Here is an 18,295-nt window from a genome sequence, read left to right on the forward strand (position 1 = left end):
CATATGAATTGCGCATTACTGCGCGCCAGGTCGCCATGAATGGCGACCCTACGAAGCTAGCTGGTTTTTGCAATCCGCTCTAGCGCCACCTGCGCCAGGAAGCCTGAACGGGTTTTGAATTCGGGATGCGTTGCTACGCAGCGGTCGATGCGATCAATCAGCAATTTTGGCAAGGTTACGTTGATTTTCTCCGATCCACCCAGGATGCGAGTGACATCCACATCGATGAGAACCCAAACATAACCTGCATATTGCGGATCTTTCATCAGCGATTTCAGTTCAGAAACCGCCGGAATATCCTGCTCTAACTCGACCAATAATTCCAGGTGGCCGATAATCGCTTCTTTAGCATTCTTAACCGCCGCTTCCAGCGTATCTCCAGCAGAAAAACAGCCCGGCAAATCCGGCACTGTGACGCCAAATGCCGTGCTTTGGTCGCCAGCCTCAATCGCGATGGGATAAAACATACGTCACCTCTTTCGAATTAATGGACAGTCAGTCCGGCTTGTTTCCTGATACTTTTCACCGTTTTGACAGGCAAATCCTTTTTTGGATGCGGTATCGTCACCAGCCCTTTTTTAACCGGATGGACAAAATGGTGGTGGCTACCGTTCACGCGTATCAGTTCCCAGCCATCGGCCTTAATCTCGGCCATTAATGATCTGCTATCCATGCTATTGCCTTACTGCATCCTGAAAGCATAAAAATAACCCCAATAACTCTAAATCGCAAGAAGAAGAGTTATTGGGGTTATCATTATTCCAAATAAAAAGGTCGTCATTAATGACGACCCTACGATTTAAAGTGGATGGGAATTTTATTGCGCTTTTGGCTCGCCCATCGCTTTCAACTTCTTAGACAGCTCGCGACGCTCTTTAGAGAGGTCAGCGTTTTTGATGATGTACTCATCAACGCGGTCTTCATAGTCCACACGCATGCTGGCGATAATTTCCTGCACCGCCTCGATGCTCATGCCTGGTTTGATGTATTCACTCAGGTTGTCCAGCAGCAGCACACGTTTCTGGTTATCACGGACTTTCTTCTCGTTATCCACGATTTCGCGCTGCAGTTTGTTTTTACGACGGAACATACGCACAAACTCCAGTACGTCCTGAAATGATTGCTTGGCATTTTCCATGTTGGCACCTTTCTTGAGGCCTGCGTCGGCAGGCGGAATAGTCATAACGTTTAGCTTAGCGGCTTGGCCGCCAGGGTTGCAATTCTCACCGCTAAATTCGGACTGGCGCTTATCTTAGCGCAAAGAAAGGGTGATTCACATTAAGTCATTGCCTGAGAAAACTATTTACGCAGCGCCAGCCGCACTAAATCGGTCATGCGCTCCAGCTGACGCGCCTGTTCGAGGCTCAGCCAGACGTAACCGTAAATCGCCGTGGTTTCGGAACGTCCGCTGCGATTGGCAATCAGCTGCTCCAGTTCCTGAGTGATCTCCTCCAGCGCGTGGCTGTTGGCGGTGATCTGCTCGGTTTCGCCTTTCACCATCAGCGTTGCCAGCGCATTCAACGTGTCTTCGGTCATCTGCTGGGTGCGGCGCAGCGTGGGCGCGTTGAGCATAATCAAGTGGCTTTCACGCGACGACCACCATGCATCAATCTGCATCTGCATGGTATTCACCATATTGCGATTGATGGTTTGGATCGCCTCAAACACCGATTTCGGAATGCGCGTCTCTTTGCTCGCCGGCTCCAGCAGCGCACGCATTTTGATCACGCCGCTCAGCAGCTTCTGGAAAGGTTTATTCAGCCGCGGTTTCTCCAGCAGATTGGCGGAGAAACCGGTGTGATGCAGCTTGGCCATGGCGATAAATGCATCCGATAGCTGGATGCGCCAATGGGTGTACGCGCGTTGCGCCCAGATGGCGCTAAACAGCAGTGCCATCAATGAACCGAGAATCACGTCGCCGCCTCGCCACATGGCGATGGTGAAATCCCCGGCCGGTGCGCCAACCACTACGCCGAGCGTGATACCGATCAACAGCGCCATGTAGGGATGTTTGCCCAGCGTCAGATAGCCGCAAACCACCATCACAATGGCGCACCACACCAGCATTACCGGCAGCGAAAACAGCTCAAGCTTGAGCGCGATTAGGCCGGATATCAGACCGGCGAAGGTGCCGCTAATGCGCTGCACCACACGCGGCAGCACGTTGCCCCAGGTGGAAATCGGCCCCATCACTACCACCAGCGTAATCAGCGGCCAGGTGCCTTCGGGAATGTCGGTGAGCCGTACAAACAGGAAGCACAGCACAAAAGCGATAGCGATGCGCACGCCGTGCACGGCGCGATAGTGGCGGTAGAACCAGAACTCAATCTGCGAGATGGGCTTGTCAGCGCGTAACATGGTTGTCCGGGAACGCTAAAAATTTGCGCGCTATGTTACCCTGGCGAGGGCTAGGGCATCAGGGTCGAGCGCAACTATTTTTCGTGTTTTGCTGAAATTCAACATGGGCGTTACATCTGATTTTCTCAATGGAAACATTGATGTAACGCATTCAGTTTTATGCGGCCATTAAGAAGGTCGCCATGAATGGCGACCCTAAGTGTATGGTTTTGTAGGGTCGCCATTTATGGTGACCGAACGGGTGCGATTTTGTAGGGTCGCCATTTATGGTGACCGAACGGGTACGGTTTTGTAGGGTCGCCATTTATGGTGACCGAACGGGTGCAATTTTGTAGGGTCGGCATTTATGGTGACCGCGTAATTTATTCAACCGCACGTACCGGAATATACATATCCACCAACCAGTCGCCGCTGTCGGATCCATCAGAAAGGTAATGCTCAAAACACGGACGATTGTCGACTTGCCAGCCGCCCTGCGCGTTCAAGCTATCGAACAAACTGCGCCACGCGCTGAAGAAATCGTTATTAAGCACTTCAACACGCGCATGAAAATAGCAGCCGCCCGGCAATAAGCCTTTTTCGATATCGTCGCCCGCCGCCGGAATCATCTCTTCTGGCGCGGTAATCACCGTTTCCACGCGCAGCTCTTCAGGCGGCAGCTCCTGCGGATTGCCGTAATAGATCGCCAGCCATTCGCCTTCAACCTTGTGCTCGCTCACCCAGCTTTTCAGCTGATTAAAGCCGCGCGGCACGGTTTCCTGCCACGGACCTTGCAGATGGTAACCGAGCCAGCTTTGCGGATTACGTTCAACAATCGATGCTTTCATACCTTGCCTCTCGTCAGCAGCAGAAACAGCGATTGTGCCATCACCGCCGCAGTACGGCGACGATGATGACGCGGAAATACGCGACAGATTACAGTTTCTGTTTCACGTAATCGCTGATGCGCGTAATGATGCCAGCCTGATCAACCGCTTGCAGCGCGTAAAGCGGATAGCTTGCCAGCTGCTTATCTTTGTCCATCACCTGAATTTCACCAATCTGCTCGCCCGCTTTCAGCGGCGCTTCCAGATCTTTGCGATCGATAACGTACTTCGCCATCACGTTGGCCACTTCGGTGCGTGGCAGCGACAGATAAATATCCTGCGTGGTACCGACATCTACTTTATGCGGATTGCCGTACCAGACGTTTTCAGTACCGATTTTTTTGCCCGCGTGGAACAGCTGCACAGTATCAAAGGTGTTTTGGCCCCACACCAGCAGCTTGCGCGCCTGATCTTCACGCCCTTTCGAACTCTTGCCGCCCATGATCACCGCGATCAAGCGATGACGCCCGACGACGTTGGAGGCGATGATGTTGAAGCCAGCGCTTTCGGTGTGGCCGGTTTTCAGGCCATCAACGTGCAGATTTTGGTCCCACAGCAAGCCGTTGCGGTTGTTCTGGGTGATGCCATTCCACGTCAGGGTTTTCTCACCGTACATGGCGTAGAAATCGGGCTCGCCGCTGATGATGGCGCGCGACAGCACCGCCAGATCGCGTGCGGTGGTGTGCTGGCCCGGCGCATCAAGGCCGTGCACGGTTTCGAAATGGGTGTGCGACAGACCGAGCTTCTGCACATAGCTGTTCATCATGGTAACGAAGCTGCTCTCGCTACCAGCCACGTGATCCGCCAGCGCCACGCAGGCATCGTTACCGGAATCGATAATCACGCCGCGCATCAGGTCGCGCACCGTGACCTGATCGCCCGGCTTGAGAAACATCAGCGAAGAACCTTTAAACACCGGATTGCCTGCGCCCCACGCATCTTTGCCGATGGTGACTTTGTCATCGCGGCTGATTTTGTTCTGATCGATCGCGCGATCAACGACATAGCCGGTCATCAGTTTGGTCAGGCTGGCCGGATTACGCTCTTCATCCGGATTGCCGGCAGTGAGAATTTGTCCGGTTGTGGCGTCCATCAACACCCACGAAGCCGCATCAATCGGCGGTGGCGTCAGGGGAAACGGCATGCTGTCGTCAGCCTGTGCCAACGATGCCCAAATAATCATTCCAGATACAGTTACCAGCAGACGCCTTTTCAACACTTCTTCCTCAAGATCAAAAAATGAATTTACCGCCGCACGTTTTACGGCAAATAGCGCTTACAGATCTGAATAAATTGAAAAAAAGTATGAACTGCGCATAAATGCTGCGCGCCCGCTCGCAGCGAGGATGATCAAGGTTGTACTGCTATCCACGGACGACTATCCTGTGCGTTGATTCTCCATTGCCAGGATAACGCCGTGCCCGCCTCTGAGTTCACCTTCTTATTTCACGATTATGAAACCTTCGGTAAAAGCCCGTCGCTGGACCGTCCGGCGCAGTTCGCGGGCCTGCGTACCGATAAAGAATTCAATGCGGTAGGTGAACCGCAGGTGTTTTATTGCCAGCCAGCCGACGATTATCTGCCGCAGCCGGAAGCGGTGATGATCACCGGCATTACGCCGCAAACCGCCAAAGCGCGTGGCGTGACAGAAGCGGCGTTTGCCGAACGCATTCACGGCCTGTTTAGCGAGCCGCAAACCTGTGTGATTGGTTACAACAATGTGCGTTTTGATGATGAAGTGACGCGCAATATCTTCTATCGCAACTTCTTCGATCCGTACGGCTGGAGCTGGCAAAACGGCAATTCACGCTGGGATTTGCTCGATGTGATGCGCGCCTGCTACGCGTTGCGCCCGGAAGGCATTGAGTGGCCGGAAAATGACGATGGCTTCCCAAGCTTCAAGCTGGAGCATCTCACCAGGGCCAATGGCGTGGCGCACGAACAAGCGCACGATGCGATGTCGGACGTTTATGCCACGCTGGCGATGGCGAAACTGGTTAAAGAGAAGCAGCCGAAGCTGTTTGAGTTTCTGTTTACCCATCGCAACAAACAGAAACTGATGACATTGATTGATATCCCGCAGATGAAACCGCTGGTGCACGTCTCCGGCATGTTCGGCGCGGCGCGCGGTAACACCAGCTGGATTGTGCCGCTGGCGTGGCATCCGGATAATCGTAACGCGCTGATTGTCGCTGATTTGGCCGGTGATATGTCGCCGCTGCTAAAGCTAGGATCAGATGAACTGCGTGAGCGTTTGTATACCCGTCACAGCGATTTGGGCGATCTGCCTGCGGTGCCGATCAAGCTGGTGCACATCAATAAGTGTCCGGTGCTGGCGCCCGCGAGCACGCTGCGTCCGGAAAATGCCGCGCGCCTGAATATCGATCGTCAGCAGTGTCTCGCTAACCTCAAGCTGCTGCGTGACCACGCGGAGGTGCGCGAGAAAGTGGTGGCGCTGTTTGCCGACGCCGAGCCGTTTACGCCTTCGGATGATGTGGATGCGCAGTTGTATGACGGTTTCTTCAGCGACGCCGATCGCGCGGGTATGAATATTATCCGCCAGACGCCACCGCAGAACTTACCGGCGCTGGATTTGACCTTTGAGGATAAGCGCATTGCTAAGCTATTGTTCCGCTACCGGGCGCGTAACTTCCCCGGCACGCTGGATGACACCGAGCAGCAGCGCTGGTTGCAGCATCGCCGCGAAGCGCTGAATGCTGAGCGTGTGCAGGCGTTTCTGCTGGAGCTAGAGTCGCTGGCGAGTTTGCATGAAGACAATACTGAGAAGATGGCACAGCTGAAGGCGCTGTATTTGTATGCGCAGGAGTTGGTGTCTTAGTCCTCTGCGGTTGTTGAGAGAGGTCGCCATGAATGGCGACCCTACGGATTGAGAGAGTTGGTTTTTGTAGGGTCGCCATTTATGGCGACCTGGAAAACTAAATCATTCCCCACAGCAGCCACGTCAACGCAAAACCGCTCAGCCCCATCACCGTAGTCAGCACTGTCCACGTCTTCAAACCGTCAGCCACCGACAAGCCCAGATAGCGCGTAACCACCCAGAAACCTGCGTCATTGACGTGCGACAAGCCCAAGCCGCCGAAGCAAGCCGCCAGCGTCACCAGCACGCGCTGCATATCCGTCACATCGCCCACCGCCTGGCTTAGTAAACCACTGGTGGTCAGAATCGCGACCGTTGCCGATCCCTGCGACGCACGTAGCGCCAGTGACAGAATAAACGCCGCCGGCACCAGCGGCAGATGCAAAGTTTCCAGCGTCAACGCCAGCGCTTTGCCCACGCCCGATTCCACCAGCACCTTACCAAACGCACCGCCCGCACCGGCCACCAGAATCACGCTGGCAGAGCTGGGAATCGCACGTCCGGTGAGATCTTCCAACTTCTCTTTGCTCCAGCCGCGACGCACGCCGAGCAGCCACGCCGCCAGTCCCAATGCAATCAGCAGCGCAATCGCTGGGGTTCCGATAACCGTCATCACCGAGCGTAGCGTGCTGCCTTCTGCCAGCGTGGTGTGTGCTACCGTTCCCATGACGATTAACAGAATCGGCACGACAATCAGGCCGGTAATCGTCAGCGCACCCGGCGGTGGCGCGTCGTTTTTCGGCTTGCCTTCCGGCTTCGCCAGCTGCAGCTGCTCCAGCACATCGACGGAAAGATGGTATTGACGCAGGTTCATCGCTTTCGCTACGTAGTAACCGACGATACCGACCGGAATCGAGATCAGGATTCCGAGCATCATCAGCCAGCCCATATCAGTATGCAGAATCCCTGCAGCCGCTGCAGCGCCTGGATGCGTAGGCAGCGCCACGTGCACCGTCAACATCACGCCCGCCATCGGCAAGCCAAACTTCAGCGGTGACACGCGTGCCACTTTGGTGAAGCCATAAATCAGCGGAATCACGATGATGAAGCCAACTTCGAAGAACACTGGAATGCCGAGGATAAACGCTGCCATGGTCAGCGCCGCTACGGTGCGCTTGATGCCCAGCGATTTACTGAAGCGTTGCGCCAGCGACTCCGCACCGCCCGAGGCTTCAATCACTGCGCCAAGCATCGCCCCCAGCACGATGATAATGGTGATATGCCCCAGCAAGTTCCCCATCCCGCTAAAGATGGTTTCCATGATTTTGTCGGCGGGAATGCCGGTAGCAATCGCCACCAGTAGGCTGACAATCAGCAGCGCCACAAAGGGGTGAACTTTGGTTTTAATTACCAGCAGCAGCAAGATCACGATGCTGGCAGTAGCTATAGCTAACAACAATGCGGTAGACATGGTATCCCTCTGATTTATATCTATTTATTAGTATGGTTATTTCTGGCATTGACGAATTGAGGTAAGACTTGCCCAACACAGCGTGCAAAGCCGCTGCGTTGGGCGGTAAAACAGGGGTTATTTAGCGTAAGGCGCGAACCAGCCGAGGCCCGCTTCGGTACGGCCGCGCGGGATGTACTCACATCCCACCCAACCGTCGTAACCCACTTCATCCAGCAGGTTGAACAGATAGGAATAGTTGATCTCGCCTTCATCCGGTTCGTGACGATGCGGCGCAGAAGCAATCTGGATATGGCGATAACGACCGGCGTATTCACGAATCAGATGCGTCAGATTGCCGTCCACCAGCTGCGCATGGAACAGATCGAGCTGGGTAAAGACGTTGGGACGATCGATACGCTCCATCATCGCCAGCGTCTGATACTGGCTGGAGTAGAGATAATTCGGCTTAGTAACCGGATTGAGCGCTTCCAGCAGCAGGCGAATGCCGTGCGGTGCAAAACGCTCACTGGCGTAATGCATATTGCGCACAAAAGTCTCTTCATAGGCTGCACGATCGGCACCGTTTGGCACCGTTGCCGCCATCACATGCACCTGCGGCACATTAAGCGCTATCGCGTATTCCAGCGCGCGATCGATATCGGCGTGCGCTTCCTGTTCACGGCCCGGAATAGCAGAAACGCCCCACTCGCCCGCCTGCACGTTGCCTGCGGCGGTGTTGAACAGCACCAGTTCCAGCTGATGTTTTTCCAGCTCGGCTTTAATCACCTCGGCAGGAAAGTCATACGGGAACAGGAATTCCACCGCGCGAAAACCGGCGTTAGCCGCGGCGGCAAAGCGCTCGATAAACGGCAGTTCACCGAACTGGGTGGATAAATTGGCTGCAAACTTAGGCATTAGAAATTCCTCAATTCCGCGACTTCGCTATCGGTCAGATAACGAATCGAACGGTCGCCGAGCGTAAACATCAGGCGCGCGGTCTCTTCCAGTTCTTCGGTGTTATTGGCGGCTTCGCGCAGGGATTTGCCCACCACCACCGGACCGTGATTGGCCAGCAGGAAGGCGTTATAACGCGAGGCCAGATTGGCCAGATCGTCGGCCAGACGCTGATCGCCCGGCTTGTAGTACGGCACCACCGGCACATCACCCACGCGCATCACCACGTAGGGTGTGAACGGGCGAATGCAATTTTCAGTGTCGAGATCGTTCAGGCAGGAGAGCGCCGTCAAATAGTGGCTGTGCAGATGCACCACCGCTTTGCACTCGGGATTATTCAGGTACAGTGCGCGGTGAAATGCCACCTCTTTCGATGGCTTGTCGCCGGAGATCCATTCGCCCTGAATCGTCACTTTCGACAGGCGATCGGCCTGCAATTCGCCGAGGCAGGATCCGGTTGGCGTCGCCAGCAAGTTGCCATCTTCCAGCAGCAGCGACAGGTTGCCTGCCGAACCGGTGGCGTATCCGCGCTGAAAGAAGGACGCGCCGAGCTGCACCATTTCTTCGCGTGCTTGTTGTTCCGTCATGCTGAAAACTCCTGTTGTGCGCGGGCAAAGAACTGTTCGTCGCCAAAGTTGCCTGATTTCAGCGCCAGCGACAGCGGCTGATGGATATCGCGCACCCACGGCACGCCCGGCGAAATCATTGGGCCAATATGGAATGCGGTGACGCCAAGGCTTTGTGCTACCACGCCCGAGGTTTCACCACCGGCGACGATAAAGCGCTGCCAGCCACGGCTTTTCAGCTCACGCGTTACCGCAGCAAACAGCTGCTCAACCGCTTCACTGCTGCGAGCCGCGCCGTATTGCTGCTGAATGGCTTGCAGCTGCTGCGCATCGGCGGTAGCAAACAGCAAGGGCGCCAGATCGGGCTGATGATTGGCTTCCACCCAATCACAGAGCTCCTGTGCATAGCTTTCGACGTTGTCGAGGCAGCGTTCCACCAACACTTCATGCGATGGCGCTTGCTGGCGATACGCCTGCACCTGACGATTGGTCATTTGCGAGCAGGAGCCGGAGATTACAACCGCACGCTCGCCTTGCGGACGTCCGGCGTGTTCAGCGTCGCTGTTCTGCTGCTGCGTCGCCCAGGCGCGAGCGATACCGATCGCCAGGCCTGAACCGCCCGTCACCAGACGCGTCTCTTTCAGCGCTTCGCCCTGCGTCAGCAAGTGCTGCTCATGCAACGCGTCCAGCACCACATAGTTGATGCCCTGCGCCTTCAAATCCTCCAGTTGCGCACGCACCGCATCAGCACCTTGATCCAGTTGAGCCGCGTTGATCACCGCCGCCTTGCCCTTAGCCTGACGCGTCATTAAACGCACCAGATTGCTGTCAGTCATTGGCGTTACCGGATGGTGGCGCATGCCCGATTCGGACAGTAGCTGATCGGCCACAAACAGATAACCCTGATACACCGTGCGACCGTTGACCGGCAGCGACGGCGAGATCACCGTTTGCGTTTCGCCTAGCGCCGCCAGCAGTGCATCGGTTACCGGGCCAATATTGCCCTGCTCGGTGCTGTCGAAGGTGGAGCAATATTTGAAGTAGAAACGATCGCAGCCCTGCTGTTGCAGCCACTGCAGCGCCGCCAGCGACTGATCGATCGCCTGCTGCGCTGGGCATGAGCGCGACTTCAGGCTGATCACAATCGCCTGCGCACTCAGTTCGTCGTGACTTTCCGGCACGCCGTTGAACTGGATGGTCGGCAGACCGTTCTGCACCAGAAAACTGGCGATGTCGGTCGCACCGGTAAAATCGTCTGCAATGACGCCTAAACGCATGATTACTTCTCCTTCGCCTGCGGCAGCGTGATGCCGCTGAAGATCTTGATCACCGCGCTGTCGTCTTCACGACCGTGACCGGCGTTGCTGGCTTCGGTAAACATGTTGAGCGCAGTGGAGGCCAGCGGCAGCGGGAAGTGCAGCGACTTGGCGGTATCCGCCACCAGATTAAGATCTTTAACGAAGATATCGACCGCTGATTTCGGCGAGTAATCGCCATCCACCACGTGACGCATGCGGTTCTCAAACATCCACGAGTTACCGGCGGCATTGGTGACCACGTCATACATGGTATCGAGTGGAATACCGGCGCGGGCGGCCAGCGCCATCGCTTCAGCGCCCACGGCAATGTGCACGCCCGCCAGCAGCTGGTGAATGATTTTGACGGTTGAGCCAAGACCGATTTCGCTGCCCACGCGATAGACTTTCGCCGCCACCGCATCCAGTACCGGCTTCAGCAATGCAAAAGCTTCGTCGCTGCCGGACGCCATCACGGTCATCTCGCCGACCGCTGCTTTGGCTGCGCCGCCGGAAACCGGTGCATCCAGCATCAGCAACTGATGCTGAGCCAGCTGTTGTTCAATCGCCTGCGCATCCTGTGAAGAGATGGTAGAAGAGACCATCACCACGGTGCCGGGCTTGAGCTGCGCCGCCACGCCGTTTTCACCAAACAGAATCGCTTTAACCTGCGCGGCATTCACCACCAGCAGCAGCACCGCATCGAGTTCGGCGGCAAAGCTGGCAGCGGAGGTCTGCGCATCACGCGCACCGGCCTGACGCAGGGTTTCCAGCGCCTGCGTATTGAGATCAACACCCCAGGTATTTAATCCTGCACGGATGCAAGACTGCGCTGCACCCATGCCCATGGAACCTAAACCAATCACGCCGATGTTATTCACGGTTGCTGACACAGCAAACCTCCATTGTTAATTTAAGTGATAATTTGTTCATTGGTGTTAAGTCTGCCGCAGTCAGTGGCGAATAAACGTGCGTGATATCACAAAAATTAACTTCGCTGCGCAACGCTTAACAGGGATTCACAGGCGGAGGTTAGCGCACCGCCCCGTGTTGATACGGGATTTCTGCTTACATATCGGGAAGATAAATTGTGCTGCGAGCTGTGAATCGATGATCTACAATGTGAAAAAATGATAATTCAGGGAGAGCAATGTGATTCCGGTTGAACGTCATCAACAAATTTTAGCGCTGGTTGGCGAACGCGGCGTTGTGAGTATTGCCGAGCTCACTGAGCGGTTGGGTGTGTCGCATATGACGATACGTCGCGACGTGCAGAAGCTGGAAGAGCAAGGCGCGGTGTTGTCAGTTTCGGGCGGCGTGCGCTCGGCAGATCGCCTGGCGGCTGAGCCGTCGCATCTGGCGAAAACCAATATGTACAGCGGCGAGAAGATGGCGATTGGTCAATATGCCGCGCGCCATATTCCGCGCAATAGCTGCATCTATATCGATGCCGGTACCACCACCCTGGCGCTGGCGCGCGAGCTGGTTGAGCGTGATGACTTGCTGGTGGTGACCAATGATTTCGTGATTGCGCGCCTGCTGATGGAGAGCAGCGGCTGCAAGCTGATTCACACTGGCGGCACGGTGTGTCGTGAAAACCGTTCCAGCGTTGGTGAAGCAGCTGCACGCAGTTTGCGCCAGCTGGCGATCGATATCGCGTTTATCTCCGCGTCCTGCTGGGGCCCGCGCGGGCTGTATACGCCGGATGAGGATAAAGTGCCTGTGAAGCAGGCGGCGAGCGATGTCAGTAGTAAGCGCGTGTTGTTAAGCGACAGTTCGAAGTACAACAAGATTGCGACGCACCTGGCGTTGCCGCTGGAGCGCTTTGATACTTTGATTACGGATGCGGAGTTGAGTAAAGCGGGACGCGAAGCGTTGAGTGCGGGGAGCTGGGAGTTGGTGTTGGCGAGCTAGGTTTTACGGTTTTAAACCATGTCGCCATGAATGGCGACCCTACGATGTAGGGTGCGCATTCATGCGCACCTGGTCATTTAAATCACACTTCTTCGCTGAACTGCGGAACCGGGTTGCGGAAGGTGCGGGTAACAAACGCGAGATAAATAATACCAATCGCTGCCCACACCAGGCCGAGCACCATTGAGGTCTCTTCCAGGTTAATCCACAACGCACCGACTGTCAGCGCGCCCATCACCGGCAGCACCAGATAGTTGAGGTGATCTTTCAGCGTCTTGTTACGCTTCTCACGGATCCAGAACTGCGCAATCACCGACAGATTCACAAAGGTGAATGCGACCAGTGCACCGAAGTTAATCAGCGCAGTTGCGGTTACCAGGTCGAAGTTGATTGCCAGCAGCGCCACACCACCCACCAGCAGCACGTTCAGAGACGGCGTGCGGTAAGTCGGGTGGATGAAGCCAAAGAAACGCTGTGGGAACACGCCATCGCGGCCCATTACGTACATCAGACGCGAAACGCCTGCGTGCGCGGCCATACCGGATGCCAGCACCGTCACCACCGAGAAGATCAGGATGCCAATCTGCAGCGCTTTACCCGCCACGAACAGCATGATTTCTGGCTGTGAAGAGTCCGGATTGGTGAAGCGTGAGATGTCCGGGAAGTACAGCTGCAGGAAGTAAGAGACCCCGATAAAGATCACACCACCAATCAGCGCGGTGAGGAAAATCGCGCGCGGGATAGTGCGTTCAGCATCTTTGGTCTCTTCAGACAGCGAACTGATTCCGTCAAAGCCAAGGAACGAGAAGCAGAGAATGGTCGCACCGGTAATCATCGGCACTACGTGTGCATTCTCAGACCAGAACGGTTTGCTGCTGGTCAAGGTTCCTGCGCCAACACCGTGTGCCACACCGTAAACCACCATGCCGGTGATCACTACCATCACTACCACTTGCAGCACCACGATCACGCTGTTGAAGTTGGCAACGGTTTTGATTCCACGCAGGTTGGAGATGGTCATAAAGGCCACCAGCAGCACTACGAAAATCCACGACGGAATGCCCGGCACCAGCGTCTCAAAGTAGCTTTTCGCCAGCAGGATGTTGATCATCGGCATGAACAAGTAGTCCAGCAATGATGACCAGCCAACCATAAAGCCGACGTGCGGACTGATTGCCTTCTGAGCATAGGTGTAAGCGGAGCCCGCAGATGGGAAGCGGCGTACCAGCTTGCCGTAGCTCACGGCAGTAAACAGAATCGCGATCAGGGCGAAAGCATAAGCGGTGGCGACGTGGCCGTCGGTCAATCCAGACACGATACCGAAGGTATCAAACAGGGTCATTGGCTGCATATACGCCAGGCCCATCATGACAACCGGGATCAAAGTCAGGGATTTTTTCAGATGTGCACGCTGAGGTGCGGCAGAGGTGTTAAGCGACATTGTTCAGGCCCTCGCAGACGACAACCGCGATCGGTTGGGCTACAGGGCTACTGCGCAATTTGCTGCAGTGAGAAGTGATATAAGAGTTTGCGATTGTCGCGGCGCCGTAGTCATCACGGAAGCGAGAACCAGCCTGAGCTGGTGCAATGTTAAACAGTCCCATCTTTGTTTTCCTCAAATCTCACGCACAAGCGTGTTTGTCAGTATCTATCTATCCGGATGCGTGTCCGGCCTCGTTTGAATTTCAGTGAGTACATCATGCAAAAAAATAACCGACGGGATAAGCGTCGGTTATGTTTCTCATTTTGCAGGGCGCGTATTTTGCCCCAACTTATGCCATCGGCACAAGACGTTAGATCAAATCTTCCTGCGTCAGGCGTTCTTCAGCATCCAGTCGATTTCTGTTGAGGTGATTAAGCGCTCAAACTGCATCAGTTCGTATTGTTTGCAGCTGTGCCACACCCCGCTAAAACGCTCGCCCAACAGCTTCTGCAGCGGGTAGCTATTCTCAAATTCATACAGCGCATCGCTCTGCCGAATCGGTAATGCCAGCCCTTCTGCTTCATGTCCATTGCCCTGCACCGGATGCGGTAAGGGTAGCTGATTATCCAGACCGTGCAAAATACCGGCAAGAATAGTTGACACTACCAAATAGGGATTTGCATCCGCACCGGCCACGCGATACTCAATGCGATGGTTATCCGCATCGCCACAAGGCACGCGCAACGCCACAGTACGGTTGTTATGTCCCCACGATGCCTGCAGCGGCACATAGGCTTCCGGCAGGAAGCGACGATAGGCGTTCACGTTCGGCGCCAGCAACGCCATCGAAGCCGGCATCAGATCGATCATGCCCGCCAGCGCGCGTTTCATCAGCGGCGAATCGCTGCCGTCATCCAGCGCAAAAGCGTTGTGATCGGCGGCATCCAGCATGCTGATGTGCACATGCATACCGCTGCCCGCGTACTCTTCGTAAGGTTTGGCCATGAAAGTCGCGGTCATGCCGTGATTTTCCGCTACCTGACGCACCAGCCGTTTCAGCTGAATGGCATGGTCGCAGGCTTTAAGCACGTCGCGCGTGTGATGCAGGTTGATTTCGAACTGGCCAGGTGAAGCTTCCGCCAGCGCGCCATCGGCGGGAATACCTTGCAGCTTGGCTAAATGGTCGATATCGCGTAGCACGTCGGCGAAGTGATCGAGATTATCCACCGAATAGACCTGGCTCTGCATATTGCGTTCATCACTGCCCGGCGAACACGGCGGCTGAATAAAACCTTCGGCATCGCGCTTTTTATCCACCAGATAGAACTCCAGCTCTACCGCTACCACCGGGAACAATCCTCGATTGCGCAACTGTTGCCACAGCCGATTGAGGACATTACGGGGTTCAACGTCAAAGGGAGTGCCATCTTGGTTACACATGGTCAGCAACAGCTGGGCGATGTGCGTGGGATCGGCGGCAGAAGGAATTAAGGTTCCGGGAACCGGCATGCAGAGGTGGTCGGGTTCGCCGAGTGATTGGCCAAGTCCGGCGTCTTCGACGGTGTTACCGAGAATATCCATCGCGAAAACCGAGGCCGGGAAGTAACACCCTTTTTCCAGTTTTGCCAATGCGGAGATGGGAATGCGTTTACCGCGAAATACCCCATTTAAATCATTAAGAAGAATATCGACATACTGCGTTTCAGGATGGCGTTCCAGCCAGGTTTTGACCTCCAGCTGGAACGCGCTTGTTCGTTTCTCTTCACTGTGTCGCGTGAAGTCTTCTACTTCTACGAGGTTCGTCATGATCCCACCCGCCCTTTACCGTTTAATATTGGTGCGCGTAATGCTCAAAATAACAGCCACTCCTCTAACATAGCTCTAACGCAAAAAGTGTGCAAATGTAACAATTCTGTTTGAGGAATGAACGATCGGTTGCTAGATTGACAAAATATTGCACACTTTACAGGCCAGCCGCGCATTTCCGGCGAAAATATTGAACAGCAACGCGGAGACGTTATGGGCATTATTTTTGACAAGCCCTTGATTGGCGTAGTGATGTGCCAGAACTTTATCGGCAACCATCCAGGGCAAACGGTTCACAACAAATATCTCGACGCTATCGTGCTTGCCGGTGGCGTGCCGCTGCCATTGCCGCATCAACTGATGCAGGCACCTCATCTATTAGAAAACAGTATGACAGTGCTGGATGGCATTTTGCTGACCGGCAGCCCTAGCAACATCGAACCCTGGCATTACGGCGAAGACGGTAAAGAGGCGCATGCCGATCCGGCGCGCGATCGCCTCGCCTTCGGGCTTATCACACATGCGGTCGGTAAAAAGATGCCGATGTTCGGCATTTGTCGTGGCTTGCAGGAGCTGGTGGTCGCCAACGGCGGTGCGCTGCATCGCCAGTTGCATATGACACATCTATTCCAGGAACACCGTGAAAATGATGCGCTAGCGCTGGATGAGCAATATGCGCCGGTGCATGACGTACAGCCAGAAGTGGATGGCATGCTGAGCCAGCTGCTCGGCGGCGCCGAACCCTTCTCGGTCAACTCGCTGCACGGACAAGGCATTCGCGAAACCGGTCCGCTGCTGCGCGTGGAAGCGCGCGCGCCCGATGGGCTGATTGAAGCCGTTAGCCTGCCAAAACACCCTTTCGCCCTCGCGGTGCAATGGCATCCGGAATGGCACTCCGATGACGATCCGGTCTCGCGCCGTTTGTTTGAGGCCTTTATCCACGCCGCTGTCTGTTATCACAAGGAAAAACAGCCATGAATGATGCCACTCTGGCACCCGGACGTCGCTTATCGCAGATCCGGCAGGAGTTGGGATTGTCTCAGCGTCGCGTCGCTGAGTTATCAGGTTTAACGCACAGCGCCATTAGCACTATCGAACAGGATAAAGTGAGCCCGGCCGTCAGCACCTTACAGAAGCTGCTGAAAGTTTACGGGTTATCGCTATCGGAGTTTTTCTCCGAACCCAAAATCAATGCCACGCCGCGCGTGATTGTGCGCCCGGAAGAGTGCGTGGAGATCGGCAGCCTTGGCGTATCGCTGATGCTGATCGATAACGGTGCCGCGCGACGTGCGCTGGCGATGCTGCTGGAGCGTTATGAACCCGGCGCCAGCACCGGCGAGAAGTTACGCCATCCCGGCGAGGAAACCGGCACGGTGCTTGAAGGTGAAATCACGCTGGTGGTCAACGGCCAGAGTTACCATCTCTATCGCGGTGAAAGCTATGTGATTGATACCGGCTTACCGCACAGTTTTACCAATACCTCGGATCAGCCGTGTCGCATTGTTAGCGCGCATACGCCCGCCAATTTCTAAGGTTTCGCGCTTAAGGAGGATGTAATGCAACATGTGGGAAGTTATTACGCCGCTACCGCCAACGCGCATGAGCCGTGGCCGGAGCTGCAAGAGTCGGTGCAGTGCGATGTCTGCATCATTGGCGGCGGCTTTACCGGGCTCTCGTCAGCGCTGTTTCTCACCGAAGCCGGTTACGACGTGGTGCTGCTCGAAGCGGCAAAAATCGGCTTTGGCGCCAGCGGCCGCAATGGCGGCCAGGTCGTCAACTCTTACAGCCGCGACGTGGATGTGATTGAGCAGCGCTACGGCAAACAGACCGCACAGATGCTCGGCAGCATGATGTTTGAAGGCGCGGAGATCATTCGCGACCGCATCGACCGTTACGCTATCGCCTGCGACTATCGTCCCGGCGGCATTTTTGCCGCACTGAATCAGCGGCAAATGGGCCATCTGCGCAACCAGAAAGCGCTTTGGGCGCGCTACGGTAATCATGATTTGGAATTGCTCGATGAACGCGGCATTCGGCGTGAAGTAGCAACCGATCGTTACGTTGGTGGCTTGCATGATAAACGCGGCGGACATCTGCATCCGCTTAATCTGGCGCTGGGTGAAGCCGAAGCGATTCGCCGACACGGCGGGCGCATTTATGAGCAGTCTGCGGCGATAGAAGTGAAATATGGCGCGCCGCATCGGATAAAAACCGCCAAAGGCGAAGTCACAGCCACCTTCGTGATATTTGCCGGGAACGCCTATTTGCCATCCCAGCTTGAACCGCGCCTGACGCGCAAAAGCATGCCGTGCGGTTCGCAGATCGTCACCACCGAACCCCTAACGCGCGATCAGGCGCTGGGTTTGCTGCCGAACAATTACTGCGTTGAAGATTGTAACTATCTGCTCGACTACTTCCGCCTCACCGCCGATAACCGCCTGCTCTACGGTGGCGGCGTGGTATACGGCGCGCGCGAGCCGGATGACATCGAAGCGCTGATTCGCCCCAAGCTTCTGCGCACCTTTCCGCAGTTGCGGGATATCAAAATCAGCCATCGCTGGAGCGGCAATTTCCTGCTCACGCTATCGCGCATGCCCCAGTTTGGCCAGGTGGAGAAGAATGCGTTCTTTATGCAGGGTGACAGCGGGCATGGTGTGACTTGTACTCATCTTTCCGGGAAATTGATTGCGGAAGTCTTACGTGGGCATGCGGAGAGATTTGATGCGTTCGCGAAATTGCCGCATCTGCCGTTTCCGGGTGGGAGAAGGTTTAAGGTGCCGCTCACAGCGATGGGGGCGGCCTGGTATGCATTGCGGGATCGGTTTGGGGTGTGAACTACTGA

General features: G+C 55.5%; 18 protein-coding genes. 5 read left to right on the plus strand and 13 right to left on the minus strand.

Going from position 1 to position 18,295, the window contains the following annotated elements; translation table 11 throughout:
* Positions 1-56 precede the first annotated feature (56 nt).
* The 6 genes from NR302_RS12020 to dacD form a co-directional block, all read right to left on the minus strand.
* On the minus strand, positions 57-467 hold the full coding sequence (locus NR302_RS12020) for a type II toxin-antitoxin system HicB family antitoxin (RefSeq protein ID WP_258143555.1): 411 nt from the start codon (positions 465-467) through the stop codon (positions 57-59).
* Positions 468-484: 17 nt separating this feature from the next.
* Positions 485-673, minus strand: coding sequence for a type II toxin-antitoxin system HicA family toxin (locus tag NR302_RS12025; RefSeq protein ID WP_258143556.1), 189 nt, complete (start codon positions 671-673; stop codon positions 485-487).
* A gap of 144 nt (positions 674-817) precedes the next feature.
* A complete protein-coding gene (gene tmaR, locus NR302_RS12030; protein WP_008110563.1) occupies positions 818-1,138 on the minus strand; it encodes a PTS system regulator TmaR in 321 nt (106 codons plus the stop codon).
* A 161-nt stretch (positions 1,139-1,299) separates the two neighbouring features.
* Entirely contained in the window at positions 1,300-2,358 is a 1,059-nt protein-coding gene (locus NR302_RS12035) for an FUSC family protein (RefSeq protein ID WP_008110562.1), read from the minus strand.
* 362 nt (positions 2,359-2,720) lie between these two features.
* On the minus strand, positions 2,721-3,185 hold the full coding sequence (locus NR302_RS12040; protein ID WP_258143557.1) for a GyrI-like domain-containing protein: 465 nt from the start codon (positions 3,183-3,185) through the stop codon (positions 2,721-2,723).
* An 88-nt stretch (positions 3,186-3,273) separates the two neighbouring features.
* Positions 3,274-4,440, minus strand: coding sequence for a serine-type D-Ala-D-Ala carboxypeptidase DacD (gene dacD, locus NR302_RS12045; protein ID WP_258143558.1), 1,167 nt, complete (start codon positions 4,438-4,440; stop codon positions 3,274-3,276).
* A gap of 201 nt (positions 4,441-4,641) precedes the next feature.
* Between dacD and sbcB the strand changes: the two genes are divergently transcribed.
* A complete protein-coding gene (gene sbcB, locus NR302_RS12050) occupies positions 4,642-6,063 on the plus strand; it encodes an exodeoxyribonuclease I (protein WP_258143559.1) in 1,422 nt (473 codons plus the stop codon).
* 97 nt (positions 6,064-6,160) lie between these two features.
* Here sbcB and NR302_RS12055 read toward each other — a convergent pair whose 3' ends face one another.
* From NR302_RS12055 to ltnD, 5 genes are all read right to left on the minus strand, one after another.
* Entirely contained in the window at positions 6,161-7,513 is a 1,353-nt protein-coding gene (locus tag NR302_RS12055) for a GntP family transporter (RefSeq protein ID WP_258143560.1), read from the minus strand.
* Between the two features lie 117 nt (positions 7,514-7,630).
* Positions 7,631-8,410, minus strand: coding sequence for an HPr family phosphocarrier protein (locus tag NR302_RS12060; protein WP_258143561.1), 780 nt, complete (start codon positions 8,408-8,410; stop codon positions 7,631-7,633).
* Positions 8,410-9,036 carry an aldolase gene (locus NR302_RS12065; protein ID WP_154157688.1) on the minus strand — a complete coding sequence of 209 codons (627 nt, stop codon included), beginning with the start codon at positions 9,034-9,036 and terminating at the stop codon, positions 8,410-8,412. Before NR302_RS12065 ends, NR302_RS12060 begins: the two co-directional genes overlap by 1 nt.
* On the minus strand, positions 9,033-10,292 hold the full coding sequence (gene otnK, locus NR302_RS12070; RefSeq protein ID WP_308713454.1) for a 3-oxo-tetronate kinase: 1,260 nt from the start codon (positions 10,290-10,292) through the stop codon (positions 9,033-9,035). The genes NR302_RS12065 and otnK overlap by 4 nt, the downstream gene beginning before the upstream one ends.
* 2 nt (positions 10,293-10,294) lie before the next feature.
* The gene (ltnD, locus tag NR302_RS12075; protein WP_258145192.1) at positions 10,295-11,158 is read right to left on the minus strand and encodes an L-threonate dehydrogenase; all 864 of its coding nucleotides are present in this window, start codon (positions 11,156-11,158) and stop codon (positions 10,295-10,297) included.
* 304 nt (positions 11,159-11,462) lie between these two features.
* Here ltnD and ygbI point away from each other — a divergent pair, with 304 nt between their 5' ends.
* On the plus strand, positions 11,463-12,224 hold the full coding sequence (gene ygbI, locus NR302_RS12080) for a DNA-binding transcriptional repressor YgbI (RefSeq protein ID WP_008104813.1): 762 nt from the start codon (positions 11,463-11,465) through the stop codon (positions 12,222-12,224).
* Positions 12,225-12,306: 82 nt separating this feature from the next.
* Here ygbI and NR302_RS12085 read toward each other — a convergent pair whose 3' ends face one another.
* Both NR302_RS12085 and NR302_RS12090 read right to left on the minus strand, forming a co-directional pair.
* A complete protein-coding gene (locus NR302_RS12085; protein ID WP_008104814.1) occupies positions 12,307-13,665 on the minus strand; it encodes an APC family permease in 1,359 nt (452 codons plus the stop codon).
* Between the two features lie 372 nt (positions 13,666-14,037).
* On the minus strand, positions 14,038-15,453 hold the full coding sequence (locus tag NR302_RS12090) for a glutamine synthetase family protein (protein WP_061717698.1): 1,416 nt from the start codon (positions 15,451-15,453) through the stop codon (positions 14,038-14,040).
* 213 nt (positions 15,454-15,666) lie between these two features.
* On the opposite strand from NR302_RS12090, the gene puuD reads away from it, so the two are divergent.
* From puuD to NR302_RS12105, 3 genes are read left to right on the plus strand one after another with little or no spacing between them, the layout of a single operon-like run.
* Positions 15,667-16,431 (plus strand): gamma-glutamyl-gamma-aminobutyrate hydrolase, encoded by a 765-nt coding sequence (puuD, locus tag NR302_RS12095; RefSeq protein WP_258143564.1) that lies wholly within the window; start codon positions 15,667-15,669, stop codon positions 16,429-16,431.
* Positions 16,428-16,985, plus strand: coding sequence for an HTH-type transcriptional regulator PuuR (gene puuR / locus NR302_RS12100; protein WP_008104818.1), 558 nt, complete (start codon positions 16,428-16,430; stop codon positions 16,983-16,985). Before puuD ends, puuR begins: the two co-directional genes overlap by 4 nt.
* A gap of 24 nt (positions 16,986-17,009) precedes the next feature.
* Positions 17,010-18,287: an FAD-binding oxidoreductase gene (locus NR302_RS12105; RefSeq protein WP_258143565.1), complete on the plus strand. Its 1,278-nt coding sequence runs from the start codon at positions 17,010-17,012 to the stop codon at positions 18,285-18,287.
* Positions 18,288-18,295 lie beyond the last annotated feature (8 nt).

The sequence above is a fragment of the Pantoea sp. SOD02 genome, assembly GCF_024707505.1.
Classification (GTDB): Bacteria; Pseudomonadota; Gammaproteobacteria; order Enterobacterales; family Enterobacteriaceae; genus Pantoea; species Pantoea symbiotica.

Bases quoted from the DNA above. Each gene is read 5' to 3' on its own strand.
- NR302_RS12020 (WP_258143555.1), bottom strand. From the start codon at position 467: ATGTTTTATCCCATCGCGATTGAGGCTGGCGACCAAAGCACGGCATTT.
- NR302_RS12025 (WP_258143556.1), bottom strand. From the start codon at position 673: ATGGATAGCAGATCATTAATGGCCGAGATTAAGGCCGATGGCTGGGAA.
- tmaR (WP_008110563.1), bottom strand. From the start codon at position 1,138: ATGGAAAATGCCAAGCAATCATTTCAGGACGTACTGGAGTTTGTGCGT.
- NR302_RS12035 (WP_008110562.1), bottom strand. From the start codon at position 2,358: ATGTTACGCGCTGACAAGCCCATCTCGCAGATTGAGTTCTGGTTCTAC.
- NR302_RS12040 (WP_258143557.1), bottom strand. From the start codon at position 3,185: ATGAAAGCATCGATTGTTGAACGTAATCCGCAAAGCTGGCTCGGTTAC.
- NR302_RS12055 (WP_258143560.1), bottom strand. From the start codon at position 7,513: ATGTCTACCGCATTGTTGTTAGCTATAGCTACTGCCAGCATCGTGATC.
- NR302_RS12060 (WP_258143561.1), bottom strand. From the start codon at position 8,410: ATGCCTAAGTTTGCAGCCAATTTATCCACCCAGTTCGGTGAACTGCCG.
- NR302_RS12065 (WP_154157688.1), bottom strand. From the start codon at position 9,036: ATGACGGAACAACAAGCACGCGAAGAAATGGTGCAGCTCGGCGCGTCC.
- otnK (WP_308713454.1), bottom strand. From the start codon at position 10,292: ATGCGTTTAGGCGTCATTGCAGACGATTTTACCGGTGCGACCGACATC.
- ltnD (WP_258145192.1), bottom strand. From the start codon at position 11,158: ATGGGCATGGGTGCAGCGCAGTCTTGCATCCGTGCAGGATTAAATACC.
- NR302_RS12085 (WP_008104814.1), bottom strand. From the start codon at position 13,665: ATGTCGCTTAACACCTCTGCCGCACCTCAGCGTGCACATCTGAAAAAA.
- NR302_RS12090 (WP_061717698.1), bottom strand. From the start codon at position 15,453: ATGACGAACCTCGTAGAAGTAGAAGACTTCACGCGACACAGTGAAGAG.
- puuD (WP_258143564.1), top strand. From the start codon at position 15,667: ATGGGCATTATTTTTGACAAGCCCTTGATTGGCGTAGTGATGTGCCAG.
- puuR (WP_008104818.1), top strand. From the start codon at position 16,428: ATGAATGATGCCACTCTGGCACCCGGACGTCGCTTATCGCAGATCCGG.
- NR302_RS12105 (WP_258143565.1), top strand. From the start codon at position 17,010: ATGCAACATGTGGGAAGTTATTACGCCGCTACCGCCAACGCGCATGAG.